We start from the raw sequence: 20,661 nt of genomic DNA, 5'->3' as shown, positions 1-20,661 counted from the left end.
ACCCTGTGTCAAAAATCAAGCCCGCGTTTATTCCTCTCTTCGCCCTGGCCCTATCGGCCATGGCGTCTTCCAGCCTGGCCCAGCAAACCCCTGCCGCCACGCCCGCCCCGCAGGCAAGCAGCGCCAAAAGCGCCGCCAAGGCTGATTTACTCCCCCTCAAGGCCACTGAAAAGACCCTCGCCAATGGTTTGAAGATCATCATCGTGCCGACCGGCTTCCCCAACATCGTGTCCTTGCAAATCCCCGTGCAGACGGGTTCGCGCAATGAAGTCGAGCCAGGCAAGTCCGGTTTTGCCCATTTCTTCGAGCACATGATGTTCCGCGGCACCAAGGCCTACCCGCCAGAGAAATACCAGGCCATCATCACCAAGGCCGGTGCGCGCCAGAACGCCTACACCAGCGATGACCTGACCAATTACCACACCACGTTTGCCAAGGAAGACCTGGAAACCGTGCTGAAAGTGGAAGCGGACCGCTTCCAGCATCTGGACTACCCGGAAGACGCGTTCAAGACCGAATCGCGCGCCGTGCTCGGTGAATACAACAAGAACAGCGCCAATCCGGTCTCGAAACTGTTCGAAGTCATGCGCGACAGCGCCTACACCACGCATACCTACAAGCATACGACGATGGGCTTCATCAAGGACATCGAAGACATGCCCAACCAGTACGCGTATTCGAAGGTCTTCTTCGACCGCTGGTACCGGCCGGAACGCACGACCGTGATCATCGCCGGTGACGTCGATCCGCAAAAAGCCATTGCGCTGGTGGAAAAATACTGGAGCCAGTGGCAGCGCGGCAAGCCGCAGCCCGCCGTGCCGGCCGAACCGGCGCCGCACGGCCCCGTGTACACGCATGTGGCCTGGCCGACGCCGACCCTGCCGTGGGTAGCGGTCGGCTTCCATGCGCCCGCGTTTTCCGTGAAGAACAAGGACCAGGCAGCGCTGGCGACCCTGCTGTCCCTGTCGTTCGGCAATACCTCGCCGCTGTACAAGCGCCTGGTGCAAAACGAGCAAAAGGTCGACCAGCTGTTCGAGATGACGCCGGACCGCGTCGATCCTACCCTGGCCGTGATCGGCGCGCGCGTGAAAAACAGTGACGACGCCGTGTATGTGCGCGACGCCATCCTGAAAACCGTGGCCCAGCTGCGCAGCACGCCGGTCAGCGACAAAGACCTGGCGGACGCCAAGTCGGCCGAGAAATACGGCTTGATACGCTCGCTGGACAATACCGAGCAAATCGCCGGCACCCTGGCGTCCTTCGTGCATTTCGACCGTTCCTACGCCACCATCAACCAGTACTACCGTTTGATCGACTCGCTCACGCCAGCCGACCTGCAAGCGGCTGCGCAAAAATACCTGAGCGACGATGGCCTGGTGGTCAGCACCTTGTCAAATCAAGCCTTGCCTGCCGCGATCGCCACCACGCCGACACTGGCCAGCTTGCTGCCAGCCGTGTCAAACAGCAAATTTGACGTGCTGGTGCAGAAATCGGCCTTGCCGCAAATCCGCTACAAGCTGCTGTTCACGGTCGGTTCGGCGCAAGATCCGCAAGGCAAGGAAGGCCTGGCTGCGCTGACGGCCGCGATGGTCACGGCGGGCGGCTCCAGCGAGCGCAAGATCGATGAAGTCAAGCAAGCCCTGTTCCCGCTGGCCGGCAGTTTCAACCAGCAGACGGACAAGGAAATGACCACGTTTACGGGCTCCATCCACAAGGATAACTGGGCCCAGTTCAACCAGATCGCCTTGCCGCTGCTGCTCTCGCCCGGTTTCCGCGAAGACGACTTCCGCCGCCTGAAAGATGCGCAAAAGAACGCGCTGCTGCTGGACCTGAAAGACAATAACGAAGAGGAATTCGCCAAGGAACGCCTGCAAACCAATGTCTATGCGGGCACGCCCTACGGCCACCCCGTTCTGGGCACGGTAGCCGGCATCGATGCCATCACCCTGGACGACGTAAAACAGTTCTGGAAAACCGCCTACACGCAAGAAGCAGTGAAAATCGGCATTTCCGGCGATGTCTCCGAGACCATGACGGCCTCGCTGACCCAGGCGCTGGCAGCACTGCCAGCCGGCCCTGGCTTGCCAGCGATCGCCAAACCGGTGGGCCACAAGGCGCACGGCCTGGAAGTGGAAATCATCGAGAAAAACACGCGCGCCACGGCCATCTCGTTTGGCTTGCCGCTGGACGTGACCCGCACCGACCCGGACTTCCCTGCCCTGTGGCTGGCGAAAACCTGGCTGGGCGAGCACCGCGCCTCGAACTCCTTCCTGTACCAGCGCATCCGTGAAATCCGCGGCATGAACTATGGCGACTACGCGTATATCGAAGCGTTCCCGCGCGGCATGTTCCAGTTCTTCCCGAATCCCAACCTGGGCCGCAAGGCGCAGCTGTTCGAGATCTGGATACGCCCGGTCGCCCCGGAAAACGCCCACTTCGCCCTGCGCGTGGCCCTGACGGAACTGGGCAAGCTGGTCGACCATGGCTTGACGCAGGAAGATTTCTCCAATACCCGCGACTACCTGATGAAAAACGTGTTTGTCATGACCTCGACGCAAGACCAGCAGCTTGGTTACGCGCTGGACTCGCAATGGTATGGCACGCCGGAATTCACCAGGCTGATGCGTGACGGCCTGTCGAAACTGACGGTGCTTGACGTCAACCGCGCCATCAAGCAGCACCTGTCGGCGAAGAACCTGTCGGTCGTGGTGATTGCCAAGGATGCGGCCGGCCTGAAGGAAAAGCTGGTCAGCGACGCCTTCTCGCCCATCAAATACGACGGCAACAAGCCGCAAGCCCTGCTCGATGAAGACAAGGTCATCGGCGCCATGAAACTGAACATCCAACCCGAAGCCGTGACCATCACGCCAGCGGGCGCGGCGTTCGCGCAGTAATCGTTGTACTGGCCCGCATGCATCAGGCGCAGGCTGGTGGATGCATACGGGCCAATGGCGCAGTCCCTTGGCGCTCCAGGCAAGCCATGTTATCTTGCAACTTTGAAAACTATTGAAAGATACGCCACATGTTGCAACGTCTGCTGCCTGCCCTGTATCTATCCCTGGCTGTCTCGTCCGCTTGGGCGCAAGCCGATACGGCTTCCCTTGCAAGCGAGCCTGAAGCCGCAGAGGCCGGCGAAAAAATCCTGGTGGTAGGCCGACGTGTACGCGCGCTGGCAGCCGCTGAAAGCAAAATACCTGGGTGACAACGACAGCATCGAACGCGAGCGGCCCATTTTCGCGGCCGATACCCTGTTCGAGGCGGGACTAAAGCAGGCGGGGCTGTCCAAGGGTTATGACGTGAGCCGCAAGATCGACAAGATCGTCGAGCAGCACAAACTCAAGGTCGTCAAGACAGGCATCGAGCTGACTATGGACGATCCATCAAAGCTGCTGAAGGATTTCAAGAAGTCGCAACTGGCCGATGCGCAGTGTTTCTCGAAGACGCTGGCGCGGCTGGAAGGCGATATCGACGCCATGCGCGTACGCGCCAATGCCTGGGCCAAGGGCGATCTGCAAGGGATACAGAAACTCGATTACGCCGACCAGGAAAGCGAATGCAGCAATGCCATGCGCAATGGCGAGTTCGCCAAAAACCAGCCAGGCTTCCAGCATGTCAAGGAACGCATGCTGGAAGCCTGGCTGGCGGCCGCCGAGAAAGCGCTGGCGAACAATACCAGCAGCTTCGCCTCCCTGCGTTTGGCTGACATCCTCGACCCGCACGGCTATTTGGCGTCGCTGAAGGCCAAGGGTTATCGCGTGGAAGATCCGGATGGCGAACCGTATTAAAGCGCGCCTGCGCGACTTTTCATGGCGCGCAGTGATAGCGCCTTATGCAAACGGATTGGCCACCGTCGTTGTCACCGGCGGCGGCAGCTGATCCGGCAATGCTGCTTTTTCCAGCTGGGCCACCACATCGCCCAGCAGTTTCTGCAGCTGCAGGGCCAGGGCCAGGCCGGCCTTGTCCTGGGTCAAATCGATATCGCCGCTGAGGCTGATGCGGTCCAAACGGTTTTCGATTGACAGGCCGCCGATGGACAGCACGTCGCTTTCATTGGCGTAGGGGATGAATTTCTTTGCACTCATGGTTTTCTTTCTCCAAATTCAAACGAATTATTTCTTGGACTTGCGGTTCACCTTGGGCAAGCTCAACATGGACATTTTTTGCTGCCGCGTCAGCGACGGTAACAGATTGATGCCTATCCTGTCTTCCAGTTGCGCGATGCTCAGCACTTCGTAATCCCTGGTGTCCGTATTGGCGATGAAATAGGCCGCGCCAGCGCGCTGGCGGGGGCTGTAGACGGCCTTGTACAAATGGCTGGGCACCAGCACGCGGCCGACTTTCTGCAGGTTGCCGCCGATAAAGGCCGGCCCGGTGATCACATACAGGTCGCCCTCCTTCTTGGCCATCTTGCGCACGGCGCCTTCGATGCCGGCCCACACGTAGCGGTTGTTGGCGCTGTCTTGCGGCACCATATTGGCCAGGGTAAAACTGTCTTGCTGGCTGATGCGGTCCGGCATGTCGCCATTCGGCGCCATATGGCCACGGTCAAAGCCGCTGCGCGCATAGTCGCTCAGTTCGGCGCGCTGGCCAGCTGGCAAGCGGCGTTCGGCATGGAAAGAGTTTTCGCGCGACAAAGTCTGCGCCGCTTCCACATTGCTGGCGGTTAAATGTTCGGCCGACCACAGCGGGGTGCGCGTCAGGCCCGAATGCATGACGCCAAACACCGTGTAGCACAGCTCGGTGGTGGCGACGTCCATCTTGGGATTGGTGATTTCCGGTTTGCGGCCATCGACATACATGGCCGGACAGGCATCGGCGTGCGCCAGGTTCGCGGCGAAGGCGGAAGCCAGCAGGCCGCACGCCAGGGTCAGCCTGGCGATCGATCGTTGAATCATAATTCCTTAGTTGAATTCTTTGCGGGCCAGCATTCTAGCGGACGATGGCGCCGCACGACAACGCGCTGTGCAAGGTGAGACCGAAGTGGCGCAAATAATACGGCGGCCGAATGGCGCGCACAGATTGATATCTGCTAAGATTGATCCGATCTGTTCGTATCGTATCTACTATTATAATTTGGAGAGCATATGATCAAGAAGACCCTGCTAGTCATCGTTGTCATCGTCGCCGCCATCCTCGGCTACGCCACCACCAAGCCCGATACCTTCAGCGTGCAGCGCGAAGTGTCCATCAAGGCGCCCCCAGAAAAAATCGCCGGCATGATCACCGACTTCCACTACTGGGCGGCCTGGTCGCCTTGGGAAAAACTCGATCCTGCCATGCGCCGCACCTTCAGCGGCCCGAGCAGCGGCCTGGGCGCGCAATATGCGTGGCAGGGTAACGACAAGGTGGGCGCCGGCCGCATGGAAATCACCGAGGCGGCAACGCCAGAACGCACTGTCATCAAGCTCGATTTCCTGAAGCCGTTCGAAAGCCACAACACCACCACTTTTACGCTCTCGCCCGATGGCGACAACACCAGGGTAAACTGGACCATGACCGGCCCCAGCCCTTACGTCAGCAAGGTCATGAACGTGTTCGTCAGCATGGATACCATGATAGGCAAGGACTTTGACAAGGGCCTGGCTAATTTGAAGATGGTATCGGAGCGCTGATCCGATCAATCAACGCCCCGGATTTTTTTAAAACTGCTCTATCCAGGCGGCCAGATGATCGGGTTTTAATGCTGGCTCGGCCTGTACCAGCCGGCCCTGCAAACCGTGCTCGCTGGAACTCAAATGCAGCGACCAGCCGCGCCGCGCCAGCCATAACAGGCTGGCCAGCCAGAACGCGTGCACGGCCGACACCGGCGTGCCGGTCGGCGTTTCCAGAAACTCCGTCAGCAGACGGGATTCGAGAAACAGCGCCGTGCCGCCTCTGTCTTGCAGCGCTTCCCCAAATACGGGCTGCAGCATCTCGAAGGCTTGCTCCACCCCCGGCCCCGGATGGTCGCGCTCCAGCTTGTCCAGTTGCTGGCGTACGGCCGCGGCAAATGCGGTGCTGCGGAACGCTTCGGAACTGACCAGGTCGGCATGGTCCATCGTCAGCCAGTCGGGCTCGGGCGGCGTCACGCCGGCCGTCAGCGCCGCCGACAGATAGGCTTCCACCGGCAATTGCTGCTCCGGCCCGGCCAGGCTGGCGCACAGCAGGTACAAGCTGCCGATGCGGTTGGCGATCGCCTGCCGCTGGCGCACCAGCAATTTTTCACGCAGCAATTGCGCATGCTCGTTGCGCAGCTGGGCCAGGTCCAGCGCCTGCTTCAATTCCATGCGCAGGGCCGCGATATCCCACGGTTTCTGGATGTAGCGGTGTATCTGCCCCTGGTTGACCGCTTCCACCGTATGCTCCAGCTCGGAATACGCGGTGGTCAGGATGCGCACGATGTGCGGGTGGCGGTCCCAGGCATAGGACAGCAACGCATTGCCGTAGGCACCAGGCATGCGCTGGTCCGATACCAGCACGGCGATCCGCCCGCCGTGCTCATCGAGGATGCGCTTGCCCTCTTCCACCGAGGTGGCGGTCAGGACTTCGGCCATCGGTGCGATGGCGCGCTGAAAATATTTCAAGGCGTTGGCTTCGTCATCGACATACAGTATCGTCGGCAGTTCCTGCTCAGGCGCGCGCTGGGGCGGCAAAGGCAGCTTGGCGTCAATCATGCTCATTCCTTATGTGGACTGGAAAACTCAGGGTGACAGTCGTCTCGCTGTCAGCGCCATTGCCAACAATACCGATATCGATATTGCCACCAAAAGAATGCATCATGCGCTGACAGAAAATCATACTCCAGGCAGGCTCTGCTACGCTATCGTTAGTGATGGGATCATGCAACAAACGCTCAGGCAAATCCGGCAGGATGGCGGCGCCGTTATCGTTCAGGCTGATATGGCCATTGCCGACCGTGAACAGCAGCAGCGGATGCGGGTGGCCGGCCAGCCGTCGCAAGGCATGGCCCAGCACCGAGGACAGGATCAGTGCGACACAGTTGGGCGACTCGCTGATGGCGAAATCGTCTTCGATAGCCAGCGTGATGGCGGCACGCTGGCTGGCCGACAAAGGATAGCTGTCGAGCAGCCCCGCCAGCACTTGCCCCGCGCTGGCGGCGTGGCGTCCCCGCCCTGCCTGCATGCCAGGTCCGGCGCTGGCCAGGCGTACGGTGTCGACAAAGCTGGCCAGGATCGCCAGGCAATAACGGGCATTCTCATGCATCAGGGCCGCCGCTTCGACAAGCTCGGCCGCTGGCGTGTCGGCCACGCCCGCGCGCCGCTCGATGCCGCGCGCAAAATTGGCGATCGCCCCCAGCGGGGTATTCAATTCATGCGCCAGGAAAGCCAGCGATTCATCGATGGCCATCAAACCCTGGCGGCGGGCCGCCCGTTCGCGCCCCGTCTGCACGGCCAGCTGCAGCGCGTTCAACATGGACGGCATGTCGAAGGGCTTTTCCAGCAGGCGGAACAAGGTGCCGCCATTGATCAGTTCAAGCAACACTTGCTTGTCGGCATAGGCTGTCACCAGCATGCACACGATATGCGGATACAGGCGCGCCACTTCCTGCAGCAATTCACTGCCCAGTCGGCCCGGCATGCGGTAATCGGTGACCAGTACGTCGACCTCGCCGCCCGTGCCGACCAGCAAGGCCAGGGCAGCATCGACACCGGGCGCCGTCAGCACACGGTAGCGCGCGCCGACTGTGTGGCTGAAATACTTGCACGCCAGCTCTTCATCATCGACGTACAGCACGGTGGCGCGGCTATCATCTTTCATGTTGATGCCCCTCCCAATCCGGCCGGGGCAAGTCGAAATTCATGCTGGCCCAGGCGCCGAACTCGCTTTCGGCGCTCAGGGTGCCGCCGTGGCGCTCGATCACGCCATAGCTGATGCTCAAGCCCAGCCCCAGTCCCTGCCCCACTTCGCGGGTGGTGAAGAATGGTTCAAACACACGCGCCAGGTTTTCCGGCGCAATGCCGGGGCCATTGTCGCGCACGCCGATTCGCAGCCGGTCGCCATCCCAGCGGGCGCTGATGCGGATCTCGAACGGCGGCGCATTGCGCTTGCGCATGGACAGTGCGGCATTGCCCAGCAGATTGATCAGTACGCCAACGATGGCGGCCTCGTCACCGCGCACCAATGTATCGTCGGGCAGCTCACGCACGATGCTGACGCCTTTCGTTTCATGGCCCACCAGGCGGATGGCCGCGTCCAGCGCGCGGGCAAACGGGAAATGGCCGTTTTCCAGCTGCTTGCCATTCTTGCGATAAGCAAAGGTTTTCAGATCCGACACGATGTGCTGCACACGCAGCATGCCCTGCCTGGCGTCGGTCAGGCATTCACTGATCAGCGCGCTTTTCTTGGCGGCCGGGTCTTCGATGGCGACTTCGATCGCCATCATGCAAAAATTGACAGGGTTATTGACTTCGTGCAGCAAGCCCGCCGCCAGCGTACCGATGGCGGCCATCTTTTCCTGCTGCAGCATCTGCCCTTTGATATCGGCCAGGTTGCGGTTGGTTTCCTCAAGCTGCATGTTTTTCTGCGCCACTTCCGCCTTCAGCTGGAACAGCATGAAGCGGGCGCGCTCATTAAAATAGGTAAACACGGTACTGATGCTGGCCGACATGACCAGGAACAGGGTGTTGACGACAAAGGCGGCCCGCAAGTCAAAGCCGCGCGCATACCAGACGCAGGCGCAGACATACAGCAGGCATGACACTGCGCCAAAAACCATGTTTTGCCACAGGCCAAAGGCCAGCACGATGCCGGAGGAATAAATCGCCAGGGTCATGCCTACATAATAGATCGATGCAGCGCCCTCGGTCACGGCAATCATCCAGGCGATCATCAATTGCGGCAGCAGCAGCCACATAAACGTCAGCCACTGTATGCGTTCCTGCGCCCAGCGCGTGCGCATGGCCAGCACCACGCACAGTATCAGGGCCGCCACCAGGATGCGCGCGCCTGTGAAGGCGGCCTGCTTGCCGGGATACAGGGCCGAGTCGAGCCCCATGCCCAGCAGTATCAGCACGATGCCCGTATATGCTCCGCCGCGGCTGAACTCCAGGCGAAAATTGCGCAGGGTCGCCGCATAGGCCTCCAGCAAGCCTGCGTTATCCATCATGAAATGCTCACCTCGGCAAAGACATTGACGCCCGTGGCATCGACATAGATATGGTGCGCTGTCGCGTGCGCGGGCAGCAAGGCGGACAAACTCTCTTCATTGCGATAGATCAAATGCCACTCAAGCAAATGCTCCATGCCGAACTTGCCGGGATTATTGGCGTGCACATTCGTCACCAGCAAACGCCCGCCCGCCCCTACCCGGCCAGCAAAATGCTGCAGCAAACGCGTGCAGACCTTGTCGGACAGATAGTCGAACAGGCCGGCGCAATACACCACGTCGCAGTTGTCGGGCTCGATGGCCGCACCGTTGCCCCGCCGCCGCTTGAGCAGATTATGCACGGAATCGTGCACATAGCGGATCTCCACATCACGTCCCGTGCGCTGCAGGATGGCGGCCAGGCGCGCGCGCGTCCATTCCAGCGTTTCGACGCTGAAGTCCACCAGTTCAAAGCTCAGCCATTGCGCGTCGGGACAGCTTTCCAGAAAGCGCTGCACCTCGATGGCCGGGCCGCAGCCCACGTTGAGCACCTTGAAGACGCGCCCGGCCGCACGCGCCAGGGACGCCTTGTGGGCGAGAAACTCGGTCAGGATATCGATGCGGTTGCGGTGCGCGATGGCCACGGCCGCCTGCAGGAAAGCCGCATTGACGATCTGAAAATAGGTGCTCGGTCCCTGGCGCGGATCGTCCAGCAACTGATTCACCATCTGGTAGTCGCCGGCATAGCCGAGCGGCTTGGTGAAGGTGCGAAAAACAAAGGGTGCGCGCAGGATCAAGGGGTGCAAGGCCGCCTGGGCAAAAGCGCGATGGGCAGGCGCATGTTCAATATCGACCAGCGCTGCCGCCGCCTCCAGCTGGCGCAAATAATGCTGGGTTTGCGCCATCAGCGGCAGCGCCAGTTCATCAAAGATGTCGGCGCGCAGGCGGCCATTTTCCTTGGGCCAGGCGTCGGACAGGTCGACCTGCTCGACCCAGCGCGCCACTTCCGACAGAAAGGCGCGCATCTCGTTGACGACGATCTGATAATCGCTGCGGATGCGGAAGCGCTCGCCCCAGCCCGACACAAAGGCCATGGCCTCGCGCGCCACGGCGCCCTTCACCAGCACCACCTCGCTCAAGGCACGCCACTCGTCGATCAGGGTGACTGAAATAATCGCCGTCAAGCCCGTATTGACGCTGCTGATCACCACGGCCTTGCCGATGTAGGCGTTTTTTGCCCCCATGCGTACCGTCAATTCATTGAGCACTTCACTGACCTGCACGATGGCTTCGGGATTGTAAATCTCCATCACCATCGAATTGCGCTGCAGATTGAAAATAGTGCCGCGGATTACCTCACCTTGGGTAGTGCGAAAACTGACGACTGGATCGATTTGCGATTGTGAATACACGATAGGACATGGTCAAGATGCCTGGTCCCGGACGCACGGGCTGCACGGGCGCGCCTGGGGCCAAACGGGTTGAGGGCAAGGCACGCGGGGCGGCAGCCGCCAGAGCGCCATCCATTGAATCGAGCTAAACCATATAAACCATTTAAGAGCATGACGCCACTGCGCGTCTTCCTGCTTTCTCTTGCCGAGTGTACACTGGATGCAACAACACGGGCAATCGTTGCTGAAAGGAAGACATTTCCAGTGCGCAAACGCCACAGCAGCGCAAGTTCTCCCTCTTGATACCGTGCCGGACAGCGACAGCGCTGGAAGGAAGGGCAACAATTGCTGGCGTCGTGAAAATCTGGATAGGCGGCCACGGCCTCGCTATCGTCACCATGCGCCTGAAATAGCCAGATGGCTTTGTGCGCGCGCACGAGATCGAACTCGGCCTGAAAATAACTGCAGTAGCCGCTGCCAGCCCCTACCACTGAGCAACGGCGCCGTGGCCCACAGCGTCAGGCCGCCGCAGTACCCGGTGCCGGGTAGACCTGATGCCGTGATGGTGGCAGCATTGCTGCCCTCCCCGCCATTCATCACAAGGCATTCAAGTTGCCCAACATCTTCGCCGCCTGCTGTTTGAAATCCGCAATCGCTGCATCATCCATCTTCTCCAGCTGGCGATAAGCCATGCCGATACGGGGATTGCGTTCCAGTACGCGCGCATTGCGATGGAAAAAGTCCCAATACAGGGCATTAAATGGACAAGCCTTGTCACCGATGCGTGCCTTTTTATCGTAATGACAGCCCTTGCAATAATCGCTCATGCGGTCGATGTAAGCAGCGCTGGAGACATACGGCTTGGTGGCCAATAAACCGCCATCGCCAAACTGGCTCATGCCCACCGTATTCGGTAGTTCCACCCATTCAAAGGCATCGATATAAATGCCCAGGTACCAGTGATGCACTTCGGCCGGATCCAGGCCGGCCAGCAAGGCAAAATTACCGATCACCATCAGGCGCTGGATATGATGGGCGTGGGCTTGTTCCAGCGACTGGCTAATCGCTTGTGACAGGCAATGCATTTTTGTTTTGCCATCCCAAAACCAGGACGGCAATGCACGCGTATGGCCAAAGAAGTTTTTGTTTTGGTAGCCCGGCATATGCGCCCAGTACACACCGCGCACATATTCGCGCCAGCCCAAAATCTGCCGGATAAAGCCTTCCACTGCGGCCAATGGCGCATGGCCCGCATGGTAAGCCGCTTCCGCCCTGGCCACGACTTCACGTGGATTGAGCATTTTCACATTCAGCGCAAACGATAATAACGAGTGAAACAAACGCCAGGCCTGGCTGCTCATGGCATCCTGAAAATCGCCGAAATGCGGCAAGGCATTGCCAATAAAGGCGTCAAGCTGCAGCAAAGCCTCTTCGCGGTTCAAAGCCCAGGGCAGACAATCGGCCTTGGGCGCGCCAAAGCTTTTTACGCCCGCTGCCACGATGGTGTTCCACAGCAGCGTGTGGTCGTGCAGGGTGCGGGGATCTTTTGGTTCAAACGGCGTGCCGCGCCAGGGCTTGCGGTTATCGTGGTCAAAATTCCACTGGTCGCCGACCGGCTTTTTCGCATCGGCCATCAAGACCGCGTGTGCAAGGCGCATCTGGCGGTAGAAAAACTCCATCAGCCATTGTTTGCGCCCGGCGAAAATATCGGCCGCTGCATTACGCGTAGTATAAAAATGATCGCTGTCGACCATCAGCCACGGTATGCCGGAGCGGCGCCCATGCTGATACAGCTGTTCATCGAGGCGCCACTCGTCGGGCGCCTGGTATTCAAACGCGCTGGCGCGATAATGGACAATCAGCGCTTCGATATTGTCCGGTATCGAGCGCACGCTCTCCACATCATCGATCGTGATGTAATGCACCCGGTGGCCAGCCGCGTGCAACTGCCGCGCCATCTCGCGCATGGCCGCAAAGATGGCCAGGATTTTTTGCGCATGGTGCAGCACATAATCCGTTTCTTGCCGCACTTCCATCAGGATATAGGTCGTGGCGTCGTCCACGTCGCTGAACCAGCGATGTTGCAGATTGAGCTGGTCACCCAGGATCAGGCGCAGGGTATGTTTGGGTGCAGTCATGAGGATGTGCTGTGGCTCAAGCCACACGGTTATTCCGATGCCGGACTTTACCGTGCAAGCCGGGTATGGTGAAGACTTTTTTATGCTGGTGTTATTGCTAAAGACTAGCCTGCGCATTCAAAAACAACACCAGATCTGCACTCTTAGCATGCTCAATTAATTCGCCGCTGCCCGCACTGAAACTGTACCGATACCACCTTGTGGCCTTTGCGCAGTCCGCAATACCCAGCTGAACACCAGCTTGTCGTCGCGTAAAATGGCATAGGAGGCTGTTTCCACCTCGCCCTGCTTGTCGTCCGCTTCCTTTTTTACGATAAAACCACTACCAGCTGGTGGCAGCCAGCGCTCGAACTCGCGCTTTAATTCTTGCGGATCAGTCTGGTCGATAAAAACCGTACAGGTTTGCGGCGCTGTTGCAGCCACGCTAAATTGGCCACCCGTTTCCTGACTGGACCAGACTTTGCCAACTGCGTCGGCCAGGAAAGGCTTGGCACGTTCCGCCGTCAATTCGACCATCTTGATGTTTTTCAAGCCTGCTTCGATCACATCAGCATCACCGCGCGAAGGAACGCAAACGCCCATAAACAGCTGCATGCCCAGTGCTGCTATTGTTTTATCCGATTCAGCGTGGGCGGCGCACAGGGTGCTCAAGGCGAGCACACCCATCATATAGTTGATTATTTTTTTCATTACTTATGGTCTCCATATTGTCTCCAACATATAACCGCCTGGTTGAATAAACCATCATACCGGATTGACCATCCTGGCTCAAAGGCACTCGCTGACCAGCGCAGTGAGCTCCCTTTCATCTTGCTTTCATCTCGCATTCATCATTTCCTTAACAAAGCGACAGCATCTTGCGCTACTATTGCTTCATGACACCTTCCTCCCGCCTCCGTATTCTTCCCCTCCTCGTGTTCGCGCTCACGGCTGTCGGCCCGTCGATCGCGGCAGAGCAAGCAACTGCCATCACAAACGCACTTGTTCCGGCTGCCTGCGAGACAGGTATTTATCGCAAGGATCAGACCACTTTTCTCAGCATCACGAAAGCAGGCAAAGGCTTTGGCTACACTTTTAGCGATGGTGTCATCGGCAATACGCAAGATGCTGCCCCTCTGGTCGTATGCGAAAGCGGAGCAGTACGGGTGCGGGGCCAGGAAATCTGGCCAAAAATTGCCATTACAGAAATTAATACGCGCTTCGCATCGCATGGCGTGATGCTGGCAGGCCGCTTGATGGAAGCTCCCGCTACAGGAAAACAGACGCCGCTGGTCATTTATGCGCATGGCTCCGAAGAAAGCGGCTGGATAGACCGTGCGCGCGATCCATACCAGATGGTGGGTCGTGGCGTATCCGTGTTTGTCTACGACAAGCGCGGCACCGGACTTTCCGAGGGTGAATACACGCAAAACCTGCCCCGCCTGGCCGACGATCTGGTGGCCGCCTCGTTGACGGCCAAAAAGCTGGCCGAGGGCCGCTATGGCCGTTTCGGCCTGTTTGGCGTCAGCCAGGGTGGCTGGATCGCTCCGCTCGCAGCAACGCGCGCCAAAGCAGAATTTCTGGGCATAGGCTTTGGCCTGGTAGCCGACATTGCGGAACAGGACGCGGAGCAGGTAGCCAGGCAATTGCACGACCAGGGGTATGGCGACGACATCATTGCCCACGGCAAGACCATCACCGACATCACGGCCAGGGTGGTGAAAAGCGGCTACAAGGATGGTTTGGACGAGCTGGCCAAGGTACAAATTCTATATGGCAAAGAACCCTGGTTTGCGGCCATCAAGGGCGGTTATACGGGCGTGCTGTTGAGCATACCGGTTGATGAACTGCGCAGCAAAGGCATACCGCGCTTCGACAAATACGATATCGACTGGTCGCTCAAGCCCTTGCAAGTGTTGAGCACAGTCAAAGTACCGCAACTGTGGGCACTGGCCGCCGAAGACCGCCAAGCCCCGGTGGCGCTGACGGTAGAACGCCTGTCGTCGCTGCGCAAGCAGGGCCAGGATATTACGATGTATCTCTTCCCCGATACCGACCACGGCATGCGCAATTACACCGTGGCAGCCGATGGAACGCGCAAGTACAGCAACATCGCGCCGGGGTTTTATGACTTGATGGCCGATTGGGCCAAGGGCAAGCTGGATGGTGGATATGGCAAGGCTTACCTTCAATAAGCGTTCAATGCAATTGCTGACGATATCAGAGGCGCTGCGCCATGTGCTTCCTTATTCCCTGGCCTAATAGACAACAGGAATAATCTCTCCAGAGAAAAAATGCTCGCCAAGCTGCTGCTGCACTACAGTTTCAGCAGGATAAGTAACATGCAATACCGGTCCCGGCAACCATTTCAATTGCACGTCGTCAAAAGTGCAAAAAGCGAGGAACACGCTTCCCCCGCCGCGCGCCGCACCGACCTCGCGCTGCAGATAGACCTGCATAAGATCAGTACCAGGGATACTCACTGCTACCGCCTTGCCGCGGCCGTCCGGTGCTGCCGCTTCATGCCTGGGCGATGGTTCAGACGTCTTGATCTTTCGGGGACGTCTGGATTTAAGCTGGGGGCCGAGTAACTTTGTGCGCAGCTCTTCCAGTATCCCGCGCCGCCGTTCCAACAACTTTCCAGACCAGCGCGTCAGGTCCGAACCTGCATCAATCACCGCCACAGCCTGCTGTCTCACTTCCGCCTGCAGACATCCGTACTCATATTGTGTCGCGGCTAATGCCAGCCAAAAAATGGGAGCATCGTCGCTATCGTCAATCGACGCAGACCATAGAGACAAAAGCAGTTTCGACGATTCTTCTGCAGAATGGCTTTTTCGAAGAAGATTCAGGAAATCATCTCGCACATCGTTCGCCATATCATCGTGAAGCAGTCTGGCGCCGTAAGTACCCATATCTCCCTTGTCTAGTCTGTTGCAATGTATACTTCTGGGGCCACCACAGTGGATGACTCCCACACTGCAGCGATGGGCCAATAGTCGAAGCGTTCAGGAGACTCGCTCCTATGCCCCAGGATTGATTCACTTTACCCGGCAAATTGATCGATGACAGGAAATTGATGGCTAGCGTGATTGCTACGAGAATTTTCTCTCGCGGCTTACGGATGATCTTCGATGCACTTTAATCCCTCTGCAACATGTTCCGCCCAACCGGTCTTGTGCGTTGCAAACCATGCCTCCATTTGTGGTTTTGTGGTCCCACAATCAAACGCAATTTTTTCAATGTCTTCTGCACTCTTTTCTGGCGAAGATTGAGTGCATCCTGAAATTAAAGATGCTAAAACTCCGACACCCAACCATAAATCATTTCTCATCAATTTCTTTCCTATATCAATTAGCAACAAGAAAACTGCACGCATGGTTGCGTTGATGCAATCTCTGGCTCTAGCCGTTAGCAGACACATCTGAAACTCTAACGCATTTGATAATATAACAACAGAAAAAAGCGACTCCCGGGACAAATCTTCCTTTCTTCCATGCAGTCGGCAGCTATGGCTCTTACGTATTAAAATAGCAGCCCATGACCTCCACCACCACGACTTCCCCCGTTCCCGACAGCTTCCTGCTCCCTTCCCTGGCCGTTCTGGGAGGGCAGATTTCCGTCAACCTGGGGGCGGCGATGGCCAAGCAGCTGTTTCCGGTGATCGGCGTGGAAGGCATTACGGCGTACCGGGTGGGATTTTCGGCGCTGATCTTGCTGGCGATCGTGCGGCCGTGGCGGTTCCGGCTTGAGCGCAAGGATGTAGTCAATCTGCTGATCTACGGTTCCGTGCTGGGGCTGATGAATCTGCTGATTTACCGGGCGTTTGCGCTGATACCGATCGGCATTGCGGTGGCCATCGAGGTGACGGGTCCGCTGGCGGTGGCGATGCTGTCGTCGCGCCGGCCGCGCGACTTGCTGGCGGTGGCTTGCGCCGTGTTTGGACTATATCTGCTGCTGCCGCTGCAGGGTGGCGCGGGCAGTCTGAACCCTGTGGGCGTGGCTTATGCGCTCGGCGCAGCGCTGTGCTGGGCGCTGTATATCATCTTCGGCAAGCGCGCCTCGACCTTGCAAGGTGGCCAGGCGGTGGCCTGGGGCATGACGGTGGCCGCCGTGCTGATGGTGCCGCTCGGCGTGAGTTATTCGGGTACCGCCTTGCTGGTGCCATCGATTGCCTTGATGGGATTGGCAATCGCCATGCTGTCCAGCGCCCTGCCATATTCCCTGGAAATCTTTGCCTTGCGCCGCTTGCCGCAAGGCGTGTTCGGCATGTTCAGCAGCGCCGCACCCGCGATCAGCGCGCTGGCCGCCATGCTGGTATTGGGCGAACACCTGAGCCTGATCCAGTGGCTGGCGATAGCCTGCATCGTGTTTGCTTCGGCCATGGCTGCGCTGGGAGCACAGGGCGCCAAACGATAAGACATCAATGCGTGCACAGGCAGGCGATTGCCCTGCCCTGTAAAATAGCTGCTAGTCACTCAAGCACTACTCTGCTGCAACCATGAAAAGTTTTCTCCATCACGGCCTTCCGACTCGCCCTCCCCGCCTGCCTTCGATACTGGCGGCCGCGCTGCTGACGGCGCACTGTATCACCGCGCACGCTGCCCCGGCGGCCCCTGCGCTGAAGGGCAACGCTGAAGCGGGCAAGGCCGCATTTCACAAGTGCGCGTCCTGCCACCAGGTCGGGCCGTCGGCGCGCGGCGGCTTTGGGCCTACACTGACAGGCGTGATCGGCCGCAAAGCTGGCTCGACCACCGATTACAGGTATTCGCCTGCCATGAAGAATGCCAACTTCGTCTGGACCGAGCAAAACCTGGCCAACTTCCTGAAAGCCCCCAGCGACTTCGTCCCCGGTAACAATATGCGCTTCTGGGGTATCAGCGACCAGCAGCAAGTGGCCGACTTGCTGGCTTACCTGCGCACGCAATAAGCAGCCACGCGTAAGCCCGATAAGCTTAGACTGGCTGAAACTATGATGGTCGAGTTATTTATCATCGCCTTGCAACCCAGCAGCAAACCCTAGGATCGTACCCTGAGGGTACGACCTTGGCACTCTCGCTGTTGGGTTGAATGGCTTTGTGTGCAGGCCGTTTAACTTCTTGGCATCGCAAGGGTATTCAAAAAACGTCAAACCTACTTGTCCAGCGCCTCGAGCACGCCCTTGCGCTTCTTGTGCGCCGCTTCATAATCGCGCACCCGCCGTAACTGGGCAGTGCTCAAGCCCGCGAGCTTCTTGCGCACTTGCGCTACCGTCAGGTGCTGGTAGCCGTCTATGGGCAGATTGGGCAGATTGCGCTCAGGCGCCTTGCCAGCCTTTTCGGTATCGCGCGCCGTTTTGGCCGGTTTGGTTTCGCCCTGTTCAGCCCGCTGCTTGTTGACGATGCGGGCCGCGACTTCTTCTTCGCGGCCACGATAACGTCCCTCCTGCTTGAAGCTCTTTTCCAGTTGCTTGAATTCGCGCTCGCGTTTGGGACTGGCGCCTGTAGGCATGGCTTCCTCCTGTCTCAAGATAGTACGGTCGCTCAAATCACGGCGTGGCCGGCAGCTTTTTCACGCACAGATAAATCGAATAGATTGCCGCCAGGCCCACCAGCACATACACGCCGCGCGAGGCTGTGCTCATGACGCCCAGGATGCGGGCCACGATATCGATATCGAACAAGCCTACCAGCGCCCAGTTCAAGCCGCCTATGATCAACAGCACCATGGCGACCCAGTCCAGCGCATTCATGCGCCGTGCAACCCGCTCTGTGCTGATTATGCCATCCGTTCCCGCTTGAATATTCGCCATCTTGCCCTCCTGAAGATAACCAAGGAAAGCCTGTCGCCAGGCTCGTCGAGATCACAGTGTAGGCGCGGCAGACGCAGGCAGCAGTCGGACGATGCCGGGTGTCTGCGTAGGAGAACTCTGGAATTGATCAGGTGATTTTATCCGGCAACAGCGTGGCAGCGAACCCGGCTACAGCTGCTTGTACATGATGGTGGTGGCGTCCAGCCCGCCATGGTCGACCGCCAGCGCATAGCCGGGAATGACGCCTGCCATCGTGTAACCGAGCGATACATACAGCGGTTCGGCATGGTCGTCCGAGCGCGTATCGAGGGTCAGCAGACTGCGCGGCAGCTGGCACGCCCGCGCTTCCACTTCCTGCATCAGCAAACGCGCGATGCCGCGCCGGCGATAGTCGGGGCTGACCATCAGCTTGCGCACTTCGGCCCGGTGCTGCTGGTTGGCGGGGCTATCCCAGTCCAGTTGTACCGTGCCCACAATCTGTCCCTTCTGCTCGGCGACCAGCAGCAAACGCCGGCCACGCTGCACGGCCGGCAGCACGTTTTGCGTCCAGAAGGCCGTGCTTTCGGGCAGCGTGAAAGGCAGGATGAAACCGATGCTGGCGCCATCGTGCACGCAGGCTTGCAGCAGCCCGGCCAGTTGCGGCAAATGCTGCTCGATATCGGATACGGCGCAGGAGCGGATGAGGATAGAATCGGCGGCGGTCATGGCAGTCTCAGACAATGAATAAAAAATAGCGGGCGCCGGCTGCCGGTCCTGCATCGAAGGCACTGGGGCCGGATAATTGATAGCGCAGGCAGTCGCCAGCGTGCAAAACGTAACTTTTGCCCTCCAGGGTCACCGTCAACTGGCCTTCCTGCAGTAATAAATGGTGCTCCATGCCGGGCCGGGGCGACGCCGGGTAGGCAATGTGCGCACCCGCAGCCAGAATGCATTCGAGCGCCTCGCCGGCCAGCGCATGCGAGGGCGGCGAGACGGAGCGGCGCTGGAAACCCGCTTGCGTATCGCTCCAGACCGGCTGCTCTTCGCGCCGCAGCAAGGGTGGAAAATCGTCTTCCACCATGCGCATCAAACGCGACATGCTGAGGCCATACACGGCGCACAAGCGGCCCAGCACGCTGGTAGTGGGACTGACTTCGGCATTTTCCATGCGCGACAAGGTGGCGCGGCTGATCTGGCTTTGCGTGGCCAACTGGTCCAGCGACCAGCCCTGTTCGACACGCAACTGCTTGAGGCGCTGGGCCAGCCGCTGTTCCGTGCCATCGTCTTGCTGCATTAAATTTTCCATATTTGGGAATATATTCCACATATGGGATTTCAGCAAGCAAAGTTCAGGCTGGCGCGTGCCTTGCCTGCCGGCACAGCTCCAAAAAGCCAGACAGCCTCGGCGACAGCACTTTTTTAGCCTGCCGTATCAGGTAGAAATTGCGCTGCAGGGGCGGCAGCATGGTGTCGAGCACCACCAGTTGTCCGCTGGCCAGCAAGTCGGCCACCACCACGTGCGACAAGCAGGCGATGCCCAGGCCGGCAGCCGCGCCATATTTGATTGCTTCGGAATTGGAGAATTCACCGGCCGGCCGCAGATAATGCAAATACGGGACCAGCGCCTGCTCCACCGCTTCGCGCGTGCCCGAGCCCGCTTCGCGCAACAACCAGCCAGCCTGGTTCAGCTCGGCAAAACTCAGCAAATGCCGCAGTTGCGCCAGCGGATGCGAGGGCGCCGCCACGATCAGCATCTGGTCGGCGAGCCAGGGTTCCACCAGCAAGCCCGCCTCATGGCATGGCCCTTCGATCAAACCGATATCGACACGGAATTCCGCCACGGCGGCAGCGATATCGGCCGTGTTGGCAATCATCACTTGCGGGATGCTGGGCCCGTGTTGGCGTACCGCCTGGGCCAGTATCTGCGGCAGCAGATAGATGCCGATGGTGGTGCTGGCGCCGATTTGCAGGCTGACCGACACAGACGGGTCGGCGCCCGCGAACTGGCGTGCGATGCCTGCGGCCGCGTCGCGCATCTGCCGCGCTTGCGGCAACAGCAAACGGCCATTGTCGTTCAGCACCAGGCGTTTTCCCACCCGGTCGAACAGTTGCGCACTCAGCAAGGTTTCCAGCTCATTCAAGGCGGCGCTGGTGGCCGATTGCGATAAGGCGATCAGCCCGGCGGCGGCACTGGTGCTGCCGGTATCGGCCACAGCCAGGAATATCTGCAATTGTCGTAAGGTCAAAGACATAATCTACCTGTTTTTCAGCTTGAATATACAAAAACAATCCGTTTTA

21 protein-coding genes are annotated in these 20,661 nt (G+C 59.0%); 6 read left to right on the top strand and 15 right to left on the bottom strand.

Annotation, left to right across the window (positions count from 1 at the left end):
• Nucleotides 1-5: 5 nt before the first annotated feature.
• Together HDE72_RS03260 and HDE72_RS03255 are read left to right on the top strand one after the other, a co-directional pair.
• Entirely contained in the window at nt 6-2,894 is a 2,889-nt protein-coding gene (locus tag HDE72_RS03260; RefSeq protein ID WP_311735193.1) for a M16 family metallopeptidase, read from the top strand.
• A 264-nt stretch (nt 2,895-3,158) separates the two neighbouring features.
• Nucleotides 3,159-3,785 carry a TraB/GumN family protein gene (locus HDE72_RS03255; RefSeq protein ID WP_183737302.1) on the top strand — a complete coding sequence of 209 codons (627 nt, stop codon included), beginning with the start codon at nt 3,159-3,161 and terminating at the stop codon, nt 3,783-3,785.
• Between the two features lie 42 nt (nt 3,786-3,827).
• Here the strand turns inward: HDE72_RS03255 and HDE72_RS03250 are convergent, their stop codons facing one another.
• Together HDE72_RS03250 and HDE72_RS03245 are read right to left on the bottom strand one after the other, a co-directional pair.
• On the bottom strand, nt 3,828-4,082 hold the full coding sequence (locus tag HDE72_RS03250; RefSeq protein WP_183737301.1) for a hypothetical protein: 255 nt from the start codon (nt 4,080-4,082) through the stop codon (nt 3,828-3,830).
• A 27-nt stretch (nt 4,083-4,109) separates the two neighbouring features.
• Complete coding sequence (locus HDE72_RS03245) at nt 4,110-4,895, bottom strand: DNA/RNA non-specific endonuclease (RefSeq protein ID WP_183737300.1); 786 nt, start codon at nt 4,893-4,895, stop codon at nt 4,110-4,112.
• Between the two features lie 189 nt (nt 4,896-5,084).
• On the opposite strand from HDE72_RS03245, the gene HDE72_RS03240 reads away from it, so the two are divergent.
• Nucleotides 5,085-5,612, top strand: coding sequence for an SRPBCC family protein (locus HDE72_RS03240; RefSeq protein ID WP_183737299.1), 528 nt, complete (start codon nt 5,085-5,087; stop codon nt 5,610-5,612).
• Nucleotides 5,613-5,639: 27 nt separating this feature from the next.
• On the opposite strand, the gene HDE72_RS03235 is transcribed toward HDE72_RS03240, so the two are convergent.
• The 6 genes from HDE72_RS03235 to HDE72_RS03210 form a co-directional block, all read right to left on the bottom strand.
• Entirely contained in the window at nt 5,640-6,653 is a 1,014-nt protein-coding gene (locus HDE72_RS03235; RefSeq protein ID WP_183737298.1) for a response regulator, read from the bottom strand.
• The gene (locus HDE72_RS03230) at nt 6,646-7,758 is read right to left on the bottom strand and encodes a response regulator (RefSeq protein ID WP_183737297.1); all 1,113 of its coding nucleotides are present in this window, start codon (nt 7,756-7,758) and stop codon (nt 6,646-6,648) included. Before HDE72_RS03230 ends, HDE72_RS03235 begins: the two co-directional genes overlap by 8 nt.
• A complete protein-coding gene (locus HDE72_RS03225) occupies nt 7,748-9,103 on the bottom strand; it encodes a sensor histidine kinase (RefSeq protein WP_183737658.1) in 1,356 nt (451 codons plus the stop codon). The genes HDE72_RS03230 and HDE72_RS03225 overlap by 11 nt, the downstream gene beginning before the upstream one ends.
• On the bottom strand, nt 9,103-10,497 hold the full coding sequence (locus HDE72_RS03220; protein WP_183737296.1) for a methyltransferase domain-containing protein: 1,395 nt from the start codon (nt 10,495-10,497) through the stop codon (nt 9,103-9,105). The genes HDE72_RS03225 and HDE72_RS03220 overlap by 1 nt, the downstream gene beginning before the upstream one ends.
• Nucleotides 10,498-11,072: 575 nt before the next feature.
• Complete coding sequence (locus tag HDE72_RS03215; protein ID WP_183737295.1) at nt 11,073-12,614, bottom strand: cryptochrome/photolyase family protein; 1,542 nt, start codon at nt 12,612-12,614, stop codon at nt 11,073-11,075.
• A 156-nt stretch (nt 12,615-12,770) separates the two neighbouring features.
• A complete protein-coding gene (locus HDE72_RS03210) occupies nt 12,771-13,304 on the bottom strand; it encodes an NMCC_0638 family (lipo)protein (protein ID WP_183737294.1) in 534 nt (177 codons plus the stop codon).
• A gap of 545 nt (nt 13,305-13,849) precedes the next feature.
• Between HDE72_RS03210 and HDE72_RS03205 the strand changes: the two genes are divergently transcribed.
• The gene (locus HDE72_RS03205; protein WP_183737293.1) at nt 13,850-14,788 is read left to right on the top strand and encodes an alpha/beta hydrolase family protein; all 939 of its coding nucleotides are present in this window, start codon (nt 13,850-13,852) and stop codon (nt 14,786-14,788) included.
• A 63-nt stretch (nt 14,789-14,851) separates the two neighbouring features.
• On the opposite strand, the gene HDE72_RS03200 is transcribed toward HDE72_RS03205, so the two are convergent.
• Together HDE72_RS03200 and HDE72_RS03195 are read right to left on the bottom strand one after the other, a co-directional pair.
• Nucleotides 14,852-15,508 carry a hypothetical protein gene (locus HDE72_RS03200; RefSeq protein WP_183737292.1) on the bottom strand — a complete coding sequence of 219 codons (657 nt, stop codon included), beginning with the start codon at nt 15,506-15,508 and terminating at the stop codon, nt 14,852-14,854.
• A 203-nt stretch (nt 15,509-15,711) separates the two neighbouring features.
• Complete coding sequence (locus tag HDE72_RS03195) at nt 15,712-15,972, bottom strand: hypothetical protein (RefSeq protein WP_183737291.1); 261 nt, start codon at nt 15,970-15,972, stop codon at nt 15,712-15,714.
• 161 nt (nt 15,973-16,133) lie between these two features.
• On the opposite strand from HDE72_RS03195, the gene HDE72_RS03190 reads away from it, so the two are divergent.
• Nucleotides 16,134-17,012 carry an EamA family transporter gene (locus tag HDE72_RS03190; protein WP_183737290.1) on the top strand — a complete coding sequence of 293 codons (879 nt, stop codon included), beginning with the start codon at nt 16,134-16,136 and terminating at the stop codon, nt 17,010-17,012.
• Nucleotides 17,013-17,094: 82 nt separating this feature from the next.
• Nucleotides 17,095-17,523, top strand: coding sequence for a c-type cytochrome (locus HDE72_RS03185; protein ID WP_183737289.1), 429 nt, complete (start codon nt 17,095-17,097; stop codon nt 17,521-17,523).
• A 203-nt stretch (nt 17,524-17,726) separates the two neighbouring features.
• Here the strand turns inward: HDE72_RS03185 and HDE72_RS03180 are convergent, their stop codons facing one another.
• The 5 genes from HDE72_RS03180 to HDE72_RS03160 form a co-directional block, all read right to left on the bottom strand.
• Entirely contained in the window at nt 17,727-18,083 is a 357-nt protein-coding gene (locus tag HDE72_RS03180; protein ID WP_183737288.1) for a hypothetical protein, read from the bottom strand.
• 37 nt (nt 18,084-18,120) lie between these two features.
• Nucleotides 18,121-18,384 (bottom strand): DUF378 domain-containing protein, encoded by a 264-nt coding sequence (locus HDE72_RS03175; protein WP_183737287.1) that lies wholly within the window; start codon nt 18,382-18,384, stop codon nt 18,121-18,123.
• 168 nt (nt 18,385-18,552) lie between these two features.
• Entirely contained in the window at nt 18,553-19,089 is a 537-nt protein-coding gene (locus HDE72_RS03170; protein WP_183737286.1) for a GNAT family N-acetyltransferase, read from the bottom strand.
• 7 nt (nt 19,090-19,096) lie between these two features.
• Entirely contained in the window at nt 19,097-19,669 is a 573-nt protein-coding gene (locus HDE72_RS03165; protein WP_183737285.1) for a helix-turn-helix domain-containing protein, read from the bottom strand.
• A 43-nt stretch (nt 19,670-19,712) separates the two neighbouring features.
• Nucleotides 19,713-20,615 carry a LysR family transcriptional regulator gene (locus tag HDE72_RS03160; protein WP_183737284.1) on the bottom strand — a complete coding sequence of 301 codons (903 nt, stop codon included), beginning with the start codon at nt 20,613-20,615 and terminating at the stop codon, nt 19,713-19,715.
• Between the last annotated feature and the right edge of the window lie 46 nt (nt 20,616-20,661).

It is taken from the genome of Janthinobacterium saanense, assembly GCF_014200675.1.
Lineage (GTDB): Bacteria > Pseudomonadota > Gammaproteobacteria > Burkholderiales > Burkholderiaceae_D > Janthinobacterium.
Note: the sequence above shows the minus strand (reverse complement) of the source record. Positions and strands in the feature narration are given on the sequence as shown.